Source organism: Streptomyces carpinensis (assembly GCF_002154505.1).
GTDB lineage: Bacteria > Actinomycetota > Actinomycetes > Streptomycetales > Streptomycetaceae > Streptomyces > Streptomyces carpinensis.
On record NZ_MUBM01000409.1, the window covers coordinates 1 to 17,136 of the forward strand.

12 protein-coding genes are annotated in these 17,136 nt (G+C 72.3%); 8 read left to right on the forward strand and 4 right to left on the reverse strand.

The features are described 5' to 3' along the window. Nucleotides 1–971: NADP-dependent phosphogluconate dehydrogenase (gndA, locus tag BZY54_RS40780; protein WP_086730414.1), on the reverse strand; the 971-nt coding region annotated here is incomplete at its 3' end. A gap of 315 nt (nt 972–1,286) precedes the next feature. Between gndA and BZY54_RS40785 the strand changes: the two genes are divergently transcribed. Beyond that, on the forward strand, nt 1,287–2,516 hold the full coding sequence (locus BZY54_RS40785; RefSeq protein WP_086730415.1) for a transglycosylase family protein: 1,230 nt from the start codon (nt 1,287–1,289) through the stop codon (nt 2,514–2,516). Here the strand turns inward: BZY54_RS40785 and BZY54_RS40790 are convergent. Further along, nucleotides 2,506–3,840 carry a DMT family transporter gene (locus tag BZY54_RS40790; protein ID WP_086730416.1) on the reverse strand — a complete coding sequence of 445 codons (1,335 nt, stop codon included), beginning with the start codon at nt 3,838–3,840 and terminating at the stop codon, nt 2,506–2,508. The two genes, BZY54_RS40785 and BZY54_RS40790, sit on opposite strands and share 11 nt — an antisense overlap. Before the next feature lie 211 nt (nt 3,841–4,051). On the opposite strand from BZY54_RS40790, the gene BZY54_RS40795 reads away from it, so the two are divergent. From BZY54_RS40795 to glgC, 3 genes are all read left to right on the forward strand, one after another. Further along, nucleotides 4,052–4,807 carry a (2Fe-2S)-binding protein gene (locus BZY54_RS40795; RefSeq protein ID WP_244217581.1) on the forward strand — a complete coding sequence of 252 codons (756 nt, stop codon included), beginning with the start codon at nt 4,052–4,054 and terminating at the stop codon, nt 4,805–4,807. A gap of 79 nt (nt 4,808–4,886) precedes the next feature. After that, nucleotides 4,887–6,050: a glycogen synthase gene (glgA, locus tag BZY54_RS40800; protein WP_086730418.1), complete on the forward strand. Its 1,164-nt coding sequence runs from the start codon at nt 4,887–4,889 to the stop codon at nt 6,048–6,050. Between the two features lie 50 nt (nt 6,051–6,100). Beyond that, nucleotides 6,101–7,321: a glucose-1-phosphate adenylyltransferase gene (gene glgC, locus BZY54_RS40805; RefSeq protein WP_086730419.1), complete on the forward strand. Its 1,221-nt coding sequence runs from the start codon at nt 6,101–6,103 to the stop codon at nt 7,319–7,321. Nucleotides 7,322–7,354: 33 nt separating this feature from the next. Here the strand turns inward: glgC and BZY54_RS40810 are convergent, their stop codons facing one another. Then, nucleotides 7,355–7,732, reverse strand: coding sequence for a cupin domain-containing protein (locus BZY54_RS40810; protein ID WP_086730420.1), 378 nt, complete (start codon nt 7,730–7,732; stop codon nt 7,355–7,357). Between the two features lie 282 nt (nt 7,733–8,014). Here BZY54_RS40810 and BZY54_RS40815 point away from each other — a divergent pair, with 282 nt between their 5' ends. The 4 genes from BZY54_RS40815 (at nt 8,015) to BZY54_RS40830 (ending at nt 16,357) form a co-directional block, all read left to right on the forward strand. Beyond that, complete coding sequence (locus BZY54_RS40815) at nt 8,015–10,630, forward strand: PA14 domain-containing protein (RefSeq protein WP_086730421.1); 2,616 nt, start codon at nt 8,015–8,017, stop codon at nt 10,628–10,630. A 77-nt stretch (nt 10,631–10,707) separates the two neighbouring features. Continuing rightward, entirely contained in the window at nt 10,708–13,122 is a 2,415-nt protein-coding gene (locus BZY54_RS40820) for a GH92 family glycosyl hydrolase (RefSeq protein WP_086730422.1), read from the forward strand. Nucleotides 13,123–13,269: 147 nt separating this feature from the next. Beyond that, nucleotides 13,270–14,652 carry a wax ester/triacylglycerol synthase family O-acyltransferase gene (locus BZY54_RS40825; RefSeq protein WP_086730423.1) on the forward strand — a complete coding sequence of 461 codons (1,383 nt, stop codon included), beginning with the start codon at nt 13,270–13,272 and terminating at the stop codon, nt 14,650–14,652. Nucleotides 14,653–14,863: 211 nt separating this feature from the next. After that, nucleotides 14,864–16,357, forward strand: coding sequence for an SDR family NAD(P)-dependent oxidoreductase (locus tag BZY54_RS40830; protein WP_086730424.1), 1,494 nt, complete (start codon nt 14,864–14,866; stop codon nt 16,355–16,357). 108 nt (nt 16,358–16,465) lie between these two features. Here BZY54_RS40830 and BZY54_RS40835 read toward each other — a convergent pair whose 3' ends face one another. Then, entirely contained in the window at nt 16,466–16,975 is a 510-nt protein-coding gene (locus tag BZY54_RS40835; protein WP_086730425.1) for a hypothetical protein, read from the reverse strand. Nucleotides 16,976–17,136 lie beyond the last annotated feature (161 nt).

The following is a 17,136-nucleotide window of genomic DNA, read 5'->3' on the forward strand; positions in this document are numbered from 1 at the left end:
CGGTCGGCGAAGGCCGCCGCCTCCGACTCGGACAGCGGGGAGGACTTGGGGCCGGCCAGGGAGCGCGAGGCCTCCCGCAGCGCCGCGTGCCCGGACAGGGAGCGCGCGAAGACCGCCTCCGCGATGCCCGACACCGGTACGCCCAGGTCGAGGGCGATCTGCACTGTCCAGCGGCCCGTGCCCTTCTGCTCGGCCTGGTCCATCACCACGTCCACGAACGGCTTGCCCGTCGCCGCGTCCACGTGCGACAGCACCTCGGCCGTGATCTCGATCAGATAGGAGTCCAGCCGCCCGGTGTTCCAGGTGCGGAAGATCTCCGCGATCTGTGCGGGGGAGTACCCGGCCACCTCGCGCAGCAGCTGGTACGCCTCGCCGATCAGCTGCATGTCGGCGTACTCGATGCCGTTGTGCACCATCTTCACGAAGTGACCGGCACCGTCCGGGCCGATGTGCGTGACGCACGGCGCGCCGTCCTTGGCCTTCGCGGAGATCTTCTCCAGCATCGGGCCCAGCGAGCCGTACGACTCCGTCGAGCCGCCCGGCATGATGCTCGGCCCGTGCAGCGCGCCCTCCTCGCCGCCGGAGATGCCCGTGCCGACGAAGTGGATGCCCCGCTCGCGCAGCTCACGCTCGCGGCGCCGGGTGTCCGCGAAGTGCGCGTTGCCCCCGTCGATGATCATGTCGCCGGGCTCCAGCAGCGGAGCGAACTCCTGGATCACCGCGTCCGTCGGCTCGCCCGCCTTCACCATCACCACCAGGCGGCGCGGCCGCTCCAGCGCCGCCACGAACTCCTCGGCGGTCTCGGCTCCGACGAAATCGCCCTCGTGCCCGAACTCCTTCACCAGGTCGTGCGTCCGCGCCACCGTCCGGTTGTGCAGCGCGACCGTGTAGCCGTTGCGCGCGAAGTTCCGGGCGAGGTTGCGGCCCATGACCGCGAGCCCTGTCACGCCGATCTGGGCTGTAGTGCTCATACCGCCTGCTCCTCAGGAATCCGGTGGACCATCGGCTGGAACGCCTTCGACCATCCTGACGTGCCCCTACGGCCACCGCACATCCGACACGGCCCGCCGCACGACACGTTCCACGACATCCTCCCTTACGTACCGCGCGTGCCCGTAGCCTCAGCGCGGACACGGCCGATCCGGCGGGCGAAAACCACCGATCCGGCCAACGGAAGCCCTCTGTCGGCCACTTGGTGTGCCGAAGCGGCCGAGAGCCGTCTTGTCATGGCTCGTTCGCGAGCTTTACTTTTGCCCCTCCTGACGCAGGGCGAGGGGGCTTCAGACATGGCCGCACGCGGTCGGCACCGCCGATACCAGCCGAACAGGATCAACCGCGCCTCGCTCACCGTCACGGCGGGCGGCGCCGGCATGGCCATCCCGCTCATCGGTGCCGGAGCCGCCCACGCGGCCGACGCCTCCACCTGGAACAAGGTCGCCGCGTGCGAGTCGAGCGGCAACTGGAGCATCAACACCGGCAACGGCTACTACGGCGGGCTGCAGTTCACCAGGTCCACCTGGGACGCGTACGGCGGGACGCGGTACACGCCGCGCGCCGACCTGGCCAGCAGAGACCAGCAGATCGCGATCGCGGAGAAGGTGCTCGACGGCCAGGGCCCCGGCGCATGGCCGGTGTGCTCGGTGCGGGCCGGTCTGACCCGCGGCGGCGGCGACCCCGGTGTCCACCCGGACGGCGCGGCGGTCAGGCCCGCGCACAGCCGGGGCACCGCGGGCGCCGACGGCGCCAAGAGCACCGGGCACGGCAGCGGTTCGGCCCGTGACGTGCAGCCGCAGACCACTCCGCAGTCCCGCGCCGGCCGGGCCGAGATGTACACGGTGGTCCGCGGCGACACCCTCTCCGGGATCGCCGAGGAGCGTCACGTGCGCGGCGGCTGGCGCCAGTTGTACGCCACCAACCGCACCACGGTCGGCGACGACCCGGACCTGATCCTGCCGGGCCAGCGCCTCTCCCTGCACACCGGCCGGACGAACCAGCCCGCCCGCACGGCTGCCAAGGAGAGTGCCACCGCCACGCGTCCGCCCGGCCAGGCGGGGACGAAGCCCGCCGGCCGGAGCGAGACCAGCAGGGCCGGCCGGCCCCACTCCGCCTCGCACACCCTCGCCGCCCCCGTGCGGGGCCCGCTCGGCACCGGCTACCGGGTGAGCGGATCCCACTGGTCGAAGGGCTACCACACCGGCGTCGACTTCGTGGTTCCCACCGGCACGTCCGTGCACGCGGCCGGGGCCGGCCGGGTGGTCGACGCCGGCTGGGGCGGTGCCTACGGCTACCAGGTGGTGATCCGGCACGCCGACGGCCGCTACACCCAGTACGGGCACCTGTCGGCGATCTCCGTACGGGCCGGGCAGACGGTGAGCGCCGGGCAGCGCATAGGCCGCTCGGGCGCCACGGGCAACGTCACGGGCCCCCATCTGCACTTCGAGGTGCGGACGGGGCCCGGTTTCGGTACGGACGTCGACCCGGTCGCCTATCTCCGGGCCGGCGGCGTCACGATCTGACGCGGGTGCCGACGGCGGCCCCGCGCCGGTCGAGGACGGGTATCGGGACGTACCCGCCGCCGTAGAGGGGGACACCGCAGAGCGGGCCGACGCAGTACGGGCCGCCGGGGAACGCGCCGGGGGAGAGCGGCGGTTCGCCCGCCTCCCGGCCGGAGGCCGCCGCCCGGGCGGACGGCGGAGAGGGCAGGAGGACGACGTCGGTCGGTGCCGTGTCGGCCTGACCGGGTCCCTCGGGCGTTCGCGTCGCGTTCCGCGGCGTCCCCGTCGCCGGCCCCCCGTCCGGGGTCCGCACTTTCAGCAGCACGCCCTCCAGCGGTCCCTCCGTCAGCAGCACGCCCTCCAGCAGCACGTCCTCCGGCAGCACCCCTTCGGCCGCCGTCCCGTCGGGCATTCCGCCCCGTGCGCCCGCCCCCGCCGCGGGCGCCGTTCCGGCGGGCATCGGACCGGCCCGCAGCGGCTCGGTCGGCGCAGGATGCGCCGGCAGCGACTCGACCGTGCGCTCGATGCGTTCGGTGGTCAGCAGGATCAGGCCGCCGGTGGCCAGCACGCCGCAACCGAGGGCCAGGACGGTGCCGGTGGTCGCGTAGCGGAAGGTCTCGTCGAACATCGTGATCCCGACCGCCGCCGCCACCACCGGATTCACCACCGTCAGCGTGGCCAGCGGCGCGGCCAGGCCACCGCCCCGGTACGACGCCTGCGACAGCAGCATGCCCGCCGTGGCGAGGACGCCTATCGCGGCCAGGGACGGCAGATCCGCCGCCGAGACGCCGTCGCTCCAGTCGACCGCGACCGTCTTGGTGAACACCGAGGACATGCCGAAGGCGATGCCGGAGCCGGTGGCGAGCAGCACGCTGCGCACCGCCGGGTGCCGGTGCGCGGCCCGGCCCGCGACCGTCAGCGCCACCACAGCACCGCCGGTGACCACGGCCAGGGTCACGCGCTGCGCGGCGGTCAGCGACTGCGCGTGGGACGCGCCCACCAGCGACAGCAGACCCGCCAGACCCACCGTCGCCATGATCGCGCCCCGCCACGCCGCGGCACCCGCCCGGCGGCCGACGCAGAGGGCGGCCATGGGCAGCGCGAACACGATGGTCAGGGCGCCCAGCGGCTGGACCAGGCTGAGGGGGCCGCAGGCCAGCGCCACCACGTGCAGCAGCCCGCCGAGACCGTTCAGCGCGACCGCCGCCCACCAGGCCGGCCGGCGCAGCGGCGCGTACTGCTCGCCGGGGGCGGACACCGCGACCCGCTCCTGCACGATCGCGCCGCCGGCGTAGGCGACGGCGGACACGAGCGACAGCAGCACGGACAGCGCGAGGGCGCTCATGAGCTGCTCCTCTGCGGGATGCGGGGGCGGCGGGCCCAGCGCGACGAACGGTCGGCTTCCATGGTCCACAAGCCTGCCGTGCCGATCTCTCCGCGTCGTCGTCCCTGAGCAGGCAATGGGTCATACTGCCGATGGAGTACGGCTCGCGCGCCGTCCTCCCCTGGGTGGGCGACACAGGGCGGACACCCCCTGCTGGAGTCCCCTAAGGGCCTTGGTAGTACTGCTGCTCGTGGACCTCGACCCCGAACTCGCCGCGCTCCGTCCCCTCGGTGGTTTCTTCGTGCTGCGCACCGGCGAGCCGCCCCGCGCGCCGCTGCCCACGCTTGCCCAGGTCTACGACGACGCGGCCACCGCACCCGGCGAGCACCCCCTGGCGGTCCGCGTCCGCAAGGTGGCCGACGGCATCCGCGCCCCCGAGGCACGCGTCGCCGCCTCGGTGGCCCAGCAGGCGCTGATGGCCCGGCTGTGGTCGGCCGTGCTCGGCTGCGCCGTCCGGTACGGGCGGATCCCCGACCTCGACCCGCGCCTGCTCCACTGGGACCCGGCCGGCAGCGCTCCGGACGACCTGTGGCTCGCCAGGGTGCACGCGCTGCCCGCCGACGCGGACACGATCGCGGACGTCGTCCTGCACGGCCACGTCGAACCCCTCGCCGCGGCCCTGCGCGCCCGCCACCGCCTCGCCGTGGGCCTGTCCCGGGGCAACGCGGCCTCCGCGCTGGCCGGCGCGGCCCGCCAACTGGTCCGCGGCACCCGGGAGGACGGCCACCCCGAAGCCGGCGACCACGCCCGTGACCTGGCCGCACGGCTGATCGCCCACCCGCTGCTCGCCGGGACCGGCACCCTCGACGGCACGGACTTCCGCAGACGCAGCTGCTGCCTGTACTACCGGGTCCCCGGCGGTGGCGTCTGCGGCGACTGTTGCTTCCCACGAGCCCCGCGCTCTTCCCCGCGCGCCGCATCTGGGTGACCATGAAGGCGACCGGCGAGAAGCGGCCGGGGCACGCCACCGGCCATGACGACGGGCCGCCGAGACCAGGGGGTTGCGGGTGCGAGTGGGACTGCTGACCCGGGAGTACCCGCCGGACGTGTACGGCGGCGCGGGTGTCCACGTCGAGTTCCTCGCCCAGGAGCTGAGGGGCCTGGTCGACCTGGAGGTGCACTGCTGGGGCGAGGCGTCCTCGGCGGACACGGCGGCCGGCGTCGTGCGCCACCGCCCCTGGTCGACGCTGGACGGCGCCAACGACGCCCTGCGCACCTTCTCCGTCGACCTCGCCATGACCGCCGGTCTGGACGGCTGCGAGCTCGTCCACTCCCACACCTGGTACGCCAATCTCGCCGGCCACCTCGGCAAGCTCCTGTACGGCGTGCCGCACGTGCTGACCGCGCACTCCCTGGAGCCCCTGCGCCCCTGGAAGGCCGAGCAGCTCGGTGGCGGCTACGCCCTGTCCGGCTGGGCGGAGCGCACCGCGATCGAGGCCGCCGACGCGGTGGTCGCCGTATCCGGCGCCATGCGCGAGGACATCCTCGGCTGCTACCCGGCTCTCGCCCCGGACCGGGTCCACGTCATCCACAACGGCATCGACACGACCCTCTACCGGCCCGACCACGGCACGGACGCCCTCACCCGGATCGGCGTCGACCCCGACCGCCCCTACGTGCTGTTCGTCGGCCGCATCACCCGTCAGAAGGGCGTACCCCATCTGCTGCGCGCGGTGCGGGACATCGATCCGGCGGCCCAGGTCGTGCTGTGCGCGGGCGCACCCGACACGCCCGAGATCGACCGGGAGTTCCGCGATCTGTACGAGGAGCTGAGCCGGGTGCGCGCGGGTGTGCACTGGATCCCGCAGATGCTGCCGCGCCCGGACGTGATCCAGCTGCTCACCCATGCCGCGGTCTTCGTCTGCCCCTCGGTGTACGAGCCGCTCGGCATCGTCAACCTGGAGGCGATGGCCTGCGGCACCCCCGTCGTGGCGTCCCGGGTCGGCGGCATTCCCGAGGTGGTCGAGGACGGCCGGACCGGGGTACTCGTCGACGTGGACGACGACTTCGAGACGGGCCTGGCCCGGGCCTTGGACGTGGTGCTCGGCGATCCGGCGGCGGCTCGCGACCTGGGTGAGGCCGGACGGCGGCGCGCGGTGGCGGAGTTCGGCTGGGACGCGGTCGCCCGGCGCACGGTGCGGCTGTACGAGGAGATCCTCAAACAGGCTTAGTCCTCCCTGCTCAGGGGCAGTAGTGGTTCAACCGGGTGAGGGGAGCGGCCATGCGTCGTGGTGGACCTTCGGTCCTCGGAATCGTCCTTGCGGGTGGAGAGGGCAAACGCCTGATGCCCCTGACCGCGGACCGCGCGAAACCCGCGGTCACGTTCGGCGGAACGTATCGCCTGGTCGACTTCGTCCTGTCCAACCTCGTCAACGGCGACATCCTGCGCGTCTGCGTGCTGACCCAGTACAAGTCGCACTCGCTGGACCGGCACATCACCACGACGTGGCGCATGTCCAGCCTGCTCGGCAACTACGTCACGCCCGTTCCCGCACAGCAGCGCCTCGGCCCCCGCTGGTATCTGGGCAGCGCCGACGCGATCCTGCAGTCGCTCAACCTGGTCTACGACGAACAGCCCGACTACGTCGCGGTCTTCGGCGCCGACCACGTCTACCGCATGGATCCGCGGCAGATGCTCCAGCAGCACATCGAGGGCGGCGCCGGGGTGACGGTCGCCGGCATCCGGGTGCCGCGCGCGGAGTCGGCGTCGTTCGGGGTGATCACTCCGGGTTCCGACGGTCAGACCGTCCGGCGCTTCCTGGAGAAGCCCGCCGATCCGCCGGGCCTGGCCGACGATCCCGAGCAGGTCTTCGCCTCGATGGGCAACTACGTCTTCACCACCAAGGCGCTGATCGACGCCCTGCACCGGGACGCCGAGGACGACAGGTCCGTTCACGACATGGGTGGCTCGATCCTGCCCCAGCTCACCGAGCGCGGCGAGGCCCAGCTGTACGACTTCAGCGCCAATCACGTGCCGGGCGAGACCAGCCGGGACCGGGGCTACTGGCGGGACGTGGGCACGCTCGACGCGTACTACGACGCCCACATGGACCTGATCGCCGAGCGCCCCGCGTTCAACCTCTACAACCGCGACTGGCCGATCTACACCCACTCCAACCAGCTCTCTCCGGCCCGGTTCAACGCCGGTGGCATCGCCGGGGAGTCGATCATCAGCGCCGGGTGCCTGATCCGCGGGCAGGTCACGCGGTCGGTGCTCTCCCCGGGCGTCAGGGTCGATCCGGGCGCGGTGGTCCAGGGCTCCGTGCTGCACGACAACGTCCATATCGGCCGGGGCGCGGTCGTGCGGGGGGCGATCCTGGACAAGAACGTCGAGGTGCCGCCCGGCGCGACGATCGGCGTCAACCCGGAGCGGGACGCGGAGTTGTACACCGTGTCCAAGGGCGGGGTCATCGCTCTGGGCAAGGGCCAGCGGGTGCCGTAGTCCCGCAGCCCGGCTGAGGCGCGAAGGCGCGCCTCAGCCGTTCAGCGGCGGGAAGCGGTTCAGGGTGATGGCACTGGTGCGGCGCATGTCCTCGGTCGGGCTGAACTGCACGTACTCGGTGCCCGGCGCGGTGTGCACGGGGACGTGCCCGGGAGGGGCGTAGAACGCCTCGCCGGCCACGTACACCTCTTCGTGGTCGGGGTAGCGCAGGACCAGCTCGCCTTTGAAGACGTACCCCCAGTGCGGGCACTGGCACCGGCCGTCCGGCAGCTCCTTGAGCAGCGGTGTGAGGTCGACGTCCTCGCGGAAGCTGCGGAAGTCCACGGTGTACGGGTCGAGGTCCTCGGACTGCTCGACGACCGGACCGTAGTCGCCGCCCTGCGTGGCGGTGTCCCGGGAGACCTTGGGCATGGGGTTCACTTCCCTTCCGCAGGAGGGGGCGCGTCGCCGCGGATGGCGCGACGTGGAAGTGACGACCTCATGGTGCGCGCTGTGCGGGCGTCCGGTCCACTTGGATCTCCCGCCGCTCCGTCCTGCCCGGAGGCTGTCCGTATCCAGTCTCTCTTTGTCATGTCCCTGGACGTAGGTCGACGCTCATGACAACGTTATTTCGCACCAGACCGAACAGGCTCGCACAACGCACCACCGAACAGCGAACAAGAGACGTCAGTTTCCTTCGCCATGAGGAGGATCGTGCGCACCAGCCGTCTGAGAGACCGACTCGCGCTCCTACTCGCGGCGGCCCTCGGTCTCGCCGCGTTCATCACGGCGCCCACCGCGACCGCCGCCGCCCCCGACGACCCTGTGGAGATCCACGGACTCAAGGGTGAGTACTACACCCAGTCGGCCCCCGGAGCCTTCGACTTCCACGAGCTCAAGGCCACCGGATTCGACCCGAACCTCGACTTCGACAACCTCGAACCCCGCCTGGCCTTCACCACCGGCCGGTCGGACGACGTCAGCGTCCGCTGGACCGGCCGGATCGTCCCCGAGAAGACCGGCGCCCACACCTTCTCGATCATCGGCGACAACGGCTTCCGCCTCTGGATCGACGGCAAGCTCGCCATTGACCACTGGGTCGACGACTGGGACCGCGAACAGACCTCCGCGCCCGTGGAGCTGACCGCCGGCACGGCCTACGACATCAAGGTCGAGTACTTCGAGCACTACGGCGGCTCCAACCTCCACCTGCGCTGGACCGAGCCCGGCGGCAGCAAGGAGGCCGTCCCGCAGTCGGCGTTCCTCCTGCCCGAGGGGTACCACTACGACGGCGCGATCGCGACCACCGTCCTCGGGGACGGCCGCACCCTGAAGCTGGACTTCGCGCAGCGGCTCGCCGCCCCGCCCGCGGCCTTCACCGACCACCTGCGGGCCGTGATCGGCGGCGCCACCTGGCCGCTGGGCGACGCGCGGCCCGACCCGGCCGACCCGCGCGCCCTGCTCGTGGCCCTGAAGGAACCGGTCGTCGGCAACAAGACCGGCACCGCCCGCGGCAGCGCGGACGTCCGCTACGACGGCCAGGGCGGCCTGACGGCCGGCGACGGCACCGTCGTGGGCGCCTTCTGGAGCAGCGGCTCCAACCACTCCACGTACGAGCTGCGCACCAAGTGGGCCGACCAGGTCGGCCCGGACGACGCGCTGCCCGAGTACCCGCGTCCGCAGCTGACCCGCCCGGACTGGCAGAACCTCAACGGCCGCTGGCAGTTCGCCGCCGCAGGCGCCGACGAGCAGCCGCCGGTGGGCAAGACGCTGCCGGAGCGGATCCTCGTCCCCTACCCCGTGGAGTCCCAGCTCTCCGGCATCGAACGGCACGAGGACCGCATGTGGTATCGCCGCACCTTCACCGTGCCGGCCGACTGGCACATCGGCCAGGGCAAGCGGCTGCGGCTCAACTTCGGCGCGGTCGACTGGAAGGCCGACGTCTATGTCAACGGCACCAGGGTCGCCCAGCACCAGGGCGGCTACGACAAGTTCAGCGCCGACGTCACCGACGCCCTCAAGCCCGGCCGCACCCAGGAGCTGATCGTCGGCGTCTACGACCCGACCGACGCGGCCGCCGGCGAGAACCCGCCGCTGGGCAAGCAGCGCCTGGACCCGAGCGGCATCTGGTACACCCCCACCTCGGGTATCTGGCAGACCGTCTGGATGGAGCCGGTCGCCCCCGACCACGTCGACTCCCTCAAGCTCACCCCCGACGTCGAGCACGGCCGCCTGACCGTCGAGACCGAGGGCGTGCGTGAGGGCGTACCGGTCACGGCGACGGCGTACGACGGACGGCGCAAGGTCGCCACGGCGCAGGGCCGCACCGGCGGGCCGCTCACCCTGACGATCCACGACCCGCACCTGTGGTCGCCGGACGACCCGTTCCTGTACGGCCTGAAGGTGCGTGTCGGGGCCGACGAGGTCGGCAGCTACTTCGGCATGCGCTCCATCTCCGTCGAGCAGGTGAACGGCGTCCCGCGCACGGTCCTCAACGGCAAGCCGATCTTCATGATGGCCACCCTCGACCAGGGCTTCTGGCCCGACGGCCTGTACACCGCGCCCACCGACGAGGCCCTGGCCCACGACCTGAAGGTCCACAAGCAGCTCGGCTTCAACGCCGTCCGCAAGCACATCAAGGTCGAGCCCGACCGCTGGTTCTACTGGGCCGACCGGCTGGGCCTGATGGTGTGGCAGGACATGCCCGCCATGACCGCCGGTAAGAACCCGAGTTCGGCCGCCCGGGCGGAGTACGAGCGCGAGATGAAGGAGATGATCGACGAGCACATCAGCAGCCCGTCGGTCGTCATGTGGGTCACCTTCAACGAGGGGTGGGGACAGTACGACGAGGGCCGCATCGCCCAGCAGGCCAAGTCCTGGGACCCGACGCGGCTGGTCAACGGCATGTCGGGCATCAACCTGGGGACCGACGGCGGAGCCGGGGACATCATCGACGAGCACGGCTACCCCTCTCCCGCGCTGCCGCCCCACCCCGACGGCAAGCGGGCCCTGGTCAGCGGCGAGTACGGCGGGCTCGGCCTGGCGGTCCCCGGGCACGCCTGGTCGGTGCAGCAGAGCTACGTGGACGTCGACCCGGCGACGTACACCGACGACTACCTCGCCAAGCTCGACGAGGTGCGGGCGCTCGCCTGCCGGGGGAGCAACGGTGCCGTCTACACACAGATCAGCGACGTCGAGGGCGAGCTGAACGGACTGCTGACCTACGACCGGAAGGTGCTCAAGCCGGACGTGACGCGGGTGCGGGCCGCTCAGCAGGCGCTGATCCGCGACGCGTCGCGCGCGACACCCGCGGGATGCCGGGCTGACTGACCATCAGGCGTGATCATGCAGGCAATGACGTCTCCTCCGGAGGTCTTTCCTGCATGAGATGGACCCGGCATCTTTCCATGGCGCTCCGCCTCCGGGGCGCCGCGGCCGATGTCGAGGCGGTGACCGTGCTCGGTCCTTCGGGTCCCGGCGCGCTCGCCCCCTCGGCATCGGGGCGCTTTCGCTCCGCGCTGCGCCTGTGCGTGGCCGGGGTGGTGGCGGCGTCCGCGCTGTCCACCGCCCCCGGCACCGCACGGGCCGCCGAGCCGCGCGACGCCCGGCTCACCGATCTGGTGAACCCGTTCATCGGCACCGCGAACGAGGGCAACACCTTTCCCGGCGCTGCAGTGCCCTTCGGCATGGTGCAGCTCTCGCCGGACACCGGGCACAGCACCGGCTACGACTACGCGCACCACCGCATCCGGGGCTTCTCCCTGGTCCATCTCTCCGGCGTCGGCTGCCGTCTGGGCGGCGACCTGCCGGTCCTGCCGACCGTCGGTGACGTCGCGCAGACGGACTACGCGAAGTACGCGGCGGCCTTCCGCCACGAGAACGAGGAGGCGAGCCCCGGCTACTACCGGGTCCGCCTGGACTCCGGCATCGAGGCCGAGCTGACGGCCAGTGCCCGTACCGGAGTGCAGCGCTACACGTTCCCCGCCACCGACAAGGCAGACGTCCTGCTGAACGCCGGTCAGGCGCTGCACCGGACGGTCGCCACGACGGTGGAGATCCTGGACGACCGCACCGTGCGCACCGCGATCACCGGCCGCGGCTTCTGCAGGGACACCGCGCCCTACACCGTCTACACCCTCACCCGGTTCGACCGGCCCTTCACCGCGTACGGAACCTGGGACGGCACCACCGTCACCGCCGGTGCGCGGTCCGGGCGCGGCGGCGCCTACCTGCGGTTCGACACCACCCGGGACCGCACCGTCGAGGCGACGACGGCCCTGTCGTACGTCGATGCGGCCGGCGCGGCGGGCAACCTGCGTGCCGAGGGCGGCCGTTCGTTCGACGCCGTGCGCGAGGCGGCCCGGCGGGCGTGGCAGCGGCGCCTTGCGGACGTACGGGTCTCGGGCGGGGACTCCACCCGTCGCCGCACCTTCTACTCGGCGCTGTACCGGTCCTTCCTCGCGCCCGACCTGGGCAGCGACGCCGACGGCCGCTACACCGGCTGGGACCAGCGGATCCACCGGGCGCGGGGCTTCACGTACTACCAGAACTGGTCGCTGTGGGACACCTACCGCACCCAGTCCCAGCTTCTGTCGCTGCTCGCTCCCCGCGAGTCCCGGGACATGGCGATCTCCGTGATCAGGGTCGCCGAGGAGAGCGGCTGGCTGCCCAAGTGGGGCTACGGCACAGTGGAGACGAACATCATGACCGGCGACCCGGTCACCCCGTTCCTGACCAACGCCTACCAGCAGGGCCTGCTGCACGGGTACGAGGAACGGGCCTACCGGGCGCTGAGGAAGAACGCCGACGGGGTGCCGCCGGCCGACTCCCCGGCGGTGGGCCGCGACGCCAACCCGGACTACCTCGCCCGCGGTTACGTCCCCTACATCAAGGGTCACGAGCCGCCGAAGTCCGGCCACTCCGACTACGCGTTCGGGGGCTCGGCGACGCTGGAGTACGCCCTGTCGGACGCGGTGCTCGCGCAGATGGCCCGCGCGCTCGGCCACACCGCGGACGCCCGGCGGTACGCCGCCCGCTCCCACAACTACCGCAACCTGTTCGACCCGTCGACGCGGTTCTTCCGCGCCCGGGCCGCCGACGGCGCCTTCACCGGACCCTCGAACCCGGCGCAGAGTGTGGGCTTCCACGAGGGCACCGCCTGGCAGTACCAGTGGCTGGTGCCGCAGGACCTGCCCGACGTGGTGCGCCTGATCGGCGGCAGACGGCTCACCGACGACCGGCTCGACGAGTTCTTCGCCTACCGGGAGCTGCTGAAGAACCCGGAGCGGACCGCCCGCGACATCTGGGTGAACGGGCCGTACGCGTTCTACGGCACCGACAGGTACAACCCGCAGAACGAGCCCGACCTGCTCGCCCCGTACACCTATCTGTCGACGGGGCAGCCGTGGAAGACGACCGACGTGGTGCACGCCGCGCTGACCCTGTTCACCGACGCCCCGACCGGGCTGACCGGGAACGACGACCTGGGCACCATGTCCGCATGGGACGTGCTGTCGTCCATCGGCCTGTTCCCGGTGCAGCCCGGCTTCGACACCTGGGGGCTGTCCACGCCCGTGTTCGATCGCGTCGACCTGCGACTCGACCGCCGCTACTACCCGCGCGGCGCCCTGACGATCACGGCGCCGGGCACCTCCCCGGAGGACCGCTACATCCAGGCGGTGCGCACCGACGGGGTGACGCACGAGCGGACGTACCTGACGACCGGGGCTCTGCGCGCGCTGCGCACCGTGCACTACACCGTGGGTCCGCGGCCGTCGGCGTGGGGCACGGCACAGCAGGCGGCGCCGCCCGCTCTGAAGTGACCTCTCGAACAGTCCTTGTGTCCCGCCCCCGATCCGAGGGGCGGGACTTAATCTGGTGTTAACTGAGCGTAGCTTGATCGTACTTGACCGTAATCGGCTACGCGCGGTTGACTGCAGACTCACCCACCGTCGACGCGAGGCAAGCCATTGACTTCTGACCTGCTCGCTCCACTCGACCTGGCGTTCTGGAACATCGAGTCCGCCGACCACCCCATGCACCTCGGCGCGCTCGGGGTCTTCTCGGCCCACTCGCCCACCGCCGGGGCGCACGCGGCCGACCTGCTCGCCGCCCGTGCCGCCGCCGTGCCCGGACTGCGCATGCGCATCCGCGACGTCTGGCGCCCCCTCGGCCTGCAGTCCCCGGGGCAGGGACTGAGGCGGTCCCTCACCCACGGACTGCTGCAGCCGCTCGGCTTCGGCGGCGCCGCCCGCGAGCCCGACCCCTGCTTCGACCCGCTCAACCACGTCCGGCTGCACGCCCCGGTCGCGGACTTCCACGCGGCGTCCGGCCGGCTCATGCAGCGCCCGCTGGAGCGCAACCGCCCGCCGTGGGAGGCCCATGTGCTGCCCGGGGAGGACGGCGTCTCCTTCGCGGTGCTGTTCAAGTTCCACCACGCCCTCGCCGACGGACTGCGCGCCCTGACCCTCGCGGCGGCGATCCTCGACCCGATGGACCTCCCCGAGCCCCGGCCCCGTCCCGCCGAACCCGCGCGCGGCCTGCTGCCCGACGTGCGCCGGCTGCCCGGACTGCTGCGCGGCACGCTCTCCGACGTCGGCCGCGCCCTGGACATCGGTGCCTGCGTCGCCCGCTCCTCCCTCGTCACCCGCTCCACACCGGCACTCACCGCCGAGCCCACCGGTACCCGGCGCACCGCCGGTGTGGTCGTCGACATCGACGACGTGCACCTGGTGCGCAAGAAGGTGGGCGGCACCGTCAACGACGTGCTGATCGCGGTGGTCGCGGGCGCCCTGCGCCGCTGGCTCGACGAGCGCGGCGACTCCAGTGACGGGGTCGCGCCGCGCGCCCTGATCCCGGTCTCCCGGCGCCGCCCGCGCAGCGCCCACCCGCAGGGAAACCGGCTCTCCGGCTACCTGATGGAGCTGCCCGTCGGCGTCCCGGACCCGCTGCGCCGCCTCACCGCCGTGCGCACCGCGATGGACCGCAACAAGGACGCCGGACCCAACCGGGGCGCGGGCGCCGTCGCGCTGCTCGCCGACCATGTGCCGGCCCTCGGCCACCGGCTCGGCGGCCCGCTCGTGGGCCAGGCCGCGCGGCTGTGGTTCGACATCCTCGTCACCAGTGTGCCGCTGCCCGGCTTCGGCCTGCGGCTCGGCGGCCACCCGCTGACCGCCGTCTACCCCTTCGCCCCCCTGGCCCGCGGCCAGTCGCTGGCCATCGCCATCTCCACCTACCGGGGCCAGGTCCACTACGGGCTCGTCGCCGACGCCAAGGCCGTGCCCGACCTGAACCGGCTCGCCCGCGCCGTGACCGAGGAGGTGGAGACCCTCATCACGGTCTGCGGGCCCTGAGCAGAGGTGTGCGGGCCCGCGGCCGTGCCTGCGGCCCGCAGCCATGCCTACGGTCCGCACCACGGCCTACGGCCCGCGTGGCCCGACCAGGGCCCGCGCACCGTGATCACCGCGCGTTTGGCGATGCGCCCCTGAGCTGCCGTAAAATCCCCCGTTCGAAAGCGGGCGCGAGTCGGAGCGCCGCGGCGACGACCAGGGAAGCGGCAGCGCGATGACGGTGACAGACGAGGGCTCCATGGCCATGGACGAGGTGGCGTACGGGCCCGGAATCGACCCCGAGCGCCTCGCCGTGTGCCTGGACGTGCTCAAGGAGCTCGACCGTATCGAGGTGGACCACCCGGACGCCGTCGCCGTGCGCCGGGCCACCTCGCACATCTACCGCACGGTCAAGCAGCGCCGCCGCCAGGAACGCCGGGCAGCCAAGACCGCCCACGACCGCTCGGTCACCGAGGCCACCGCCACCGGCTCCGCCGAGCGCATCGACGACGAGACAGAGGGCATTCTGCCGTCCTCCAAGGTGGAGGCGGGCAAGATCGCGGGCATACTTCAGCGCCCCCGCTCCTGCTACACCTGCAAGCAGCGCTACGTCGAGGTCGACTACTTCTACCACCAGCTCTGCCAGGAGTGCGCCGCCGAGAACCGCGCCAAGCGGGACGCCCGCACCGACCTCACCGGCAAGCGCGCCCTGCTCACCGGCGGCCGGGCCAAGATCGGCATGTACATCGCGCTGCGCCTGCTGCGCGACGGCGCGCACACCACCATCACCACACGGTTCCCCAAGGACGCCATCCGCCGTTTCAAGGCCATGGAGGACTCGGCGGACTGGCTGCACCGGCTGGAGGTCGTCGGGATCGACCTGCGCGACCCGGCGCAGGCCGTGGCCCTGGCAGAGCAGGTCGCCGAGGCCGGCCCGCTCGACATCCTGATCAACAACGCGACGCAGACCGTACGCCGCCTGCCCTCCGCCTACGCGGCGCTGGTCGAGGGCGAGACCGCCCCACTGCCCGCCGGTGAGCTCCCCGCCCACCATGTCATCGGCGCCTTCAACTCCGGCGCCGTCGACGGCATCGCCGCGCTGCCCCTCGGCACCAGCGGCCTGGACGCCCAGAAGGTCGCCGACCTGGCCCTCGTGGCCGGCAACGCCAGCGTCGCCCGGCACCTCGACGGCACCGCCATCGACGCCGGCGGCCTCGTCCCGGACGTCGTCGACACCAACACCTGGGTGCAGACCATCGACCAGATCTCGCCGGTCGAGCTGCTGGAGACCCAGCTGTGCAACTACACCTCGCCGTTCATCCTGATCAGCGCCCTGCGCCCGGCCATGGCCGACGCCGCGAAGAAGGCGGCGAGCGGACGCGCGTACGTCGTCAACGTCTCGGCGATGGAGGGCGTCTTCAGCCGCGGCTACAAGGGAGCCGGGCACCCGAACACCAACGCCGCCAAGGCGGCCATGAACATGGTCACACGGACCAGCGCGACGGAGATGTTCGAGACGGACGGCATCCTCATGACCTCCGTCGACACCGGCTGGATCACCGACGAGCGCCCGCACTACGACAAGCTGCGCCTCGCCGACGCCGGCTTCCACGCCCCGCTCGACCTGGTCGACGGCGCCGCCCGCGTCTACGACCCGATCGTGCGCGGCGAGGCGGGCGAGGACCTGTACGGCGTCTTCCTGAAGGACTACGCGCCCGGCAAGTGGTGAGCCGGGACCCTATGTGACCCGACCTGCCGGGCCCTGACCTTGCGGGCCCTGACCTGCCGAGACCTGGACTGGCCCGGACGGCCGGACGGTGCCCGGACCGGTCCGGTGTCAGTCGACGGCGCCCAGGCGGGAGTTGCGGGCCGCGACCAGTTCCAGGAGGGTCCGCCAGTCCTCGAGGACCCCGGCGTCGGGGCCGTCGGTGCGCGCCTCCTCGCGCGCCTGGCGCAGGGTGAGGGCATCCTCGTCGACCGGGTCGGCGCGGCGGCCCTCCGCGGCCGCCGCCTGCTGCCGTACGAGACGGGCGACGCGCTCGCCGAGCAGAGCCCGCACGGCGTCGGCCGCGCGGGCGGCACCGGCCGCCTGTACGTACCCGGCCCCGTCCCCGCCCTGGGCTCCGGGCGTGGCCGCGGGAGCCGTGGGGGCCAGCAGCCCGCCGATGCCGTGGACCAGGCCCGCCACCTGGAGCTCCTTGTCGGCGGGACGGCGCCGGCGCAGCAGCGCGGCGGTCCGCAGGGCGTGGTCGTGGAGGTCGACACGGCGGCCATGGCGGTCCGGCCCGGCGGTGCCCCGGCAGGCGTACAACAGGTCCATCAGCTCCTCGACGCTGCGCAGCTCCATGCGTCAGTCCTCCCGCGAGACAGCCGTTGCGGTAGGTCAGCAGACCATGGCGAGCTTGCGACGCGGCCAACGGGACCTGAACTGAGCCGATCCATACCGAACGGGTGAATCTTCGACCGTGCTTGACGAGACAAATCGGTTCATAAACTATCCAATGAACA

What these genes read in the sequence shown, in the direction of transcription:
- BZY54_RS40785 (WP_086730415.1), top strand. Translation starts at nt 1,287, where the DNA reads ATGGCCGCACGCGGTCGGCACCGCCGATACCAGCCGAACAGGATCAAC.
- BZY54_RS40790 (WP_086730416.1), bottom strand. Translation starts at nt 3,840, where the DNA reads ATGAGCGCCCTCGCGCTGTCCGTGCTGCTGTCGCTCGTGTCCGCCGTC.
- glgC (WP_086730419.1), top strand. Translation starts at nt 6,101, where the DNA reads ATGCGTCGTGGTGGACCTTCGGTCCTCGGAATCGTCCTTGCGGGTGGA.
- BZY54_RS40810 (WP_086730420.1), bottom strand. Translation starts at nt 7,732, where the DNA reads ATGCCCAAGGTCTCCCGGGACACCGCCACGCAGGGCGGCGACTACGGT.
- BZY54_RS40820 (WP_086730422.1), top strand. Translation starts at nt 10,708, where the DNA reads ATGGCGCTCCGCCTCCGGGGCGCCGCGGCCGATGTCGAGGCGGTGACC.
- BZY54_RS40830 (WP_086730424.1), top strand. Translation starts at nt 14,864, where the DNA reads ATGACGGTGACAGACGAGGGCTCCATGGCCATGGACGAGGTGGCGTAC.
- BZY54_RS40835 (WP_086730425.1), bottom strand. Translation starts at nt 16,975, where the DNA reads ATGGAGCTGCGCAGCGTCGAGGAGCTGATGGACCTGTTGTACGCCTGC.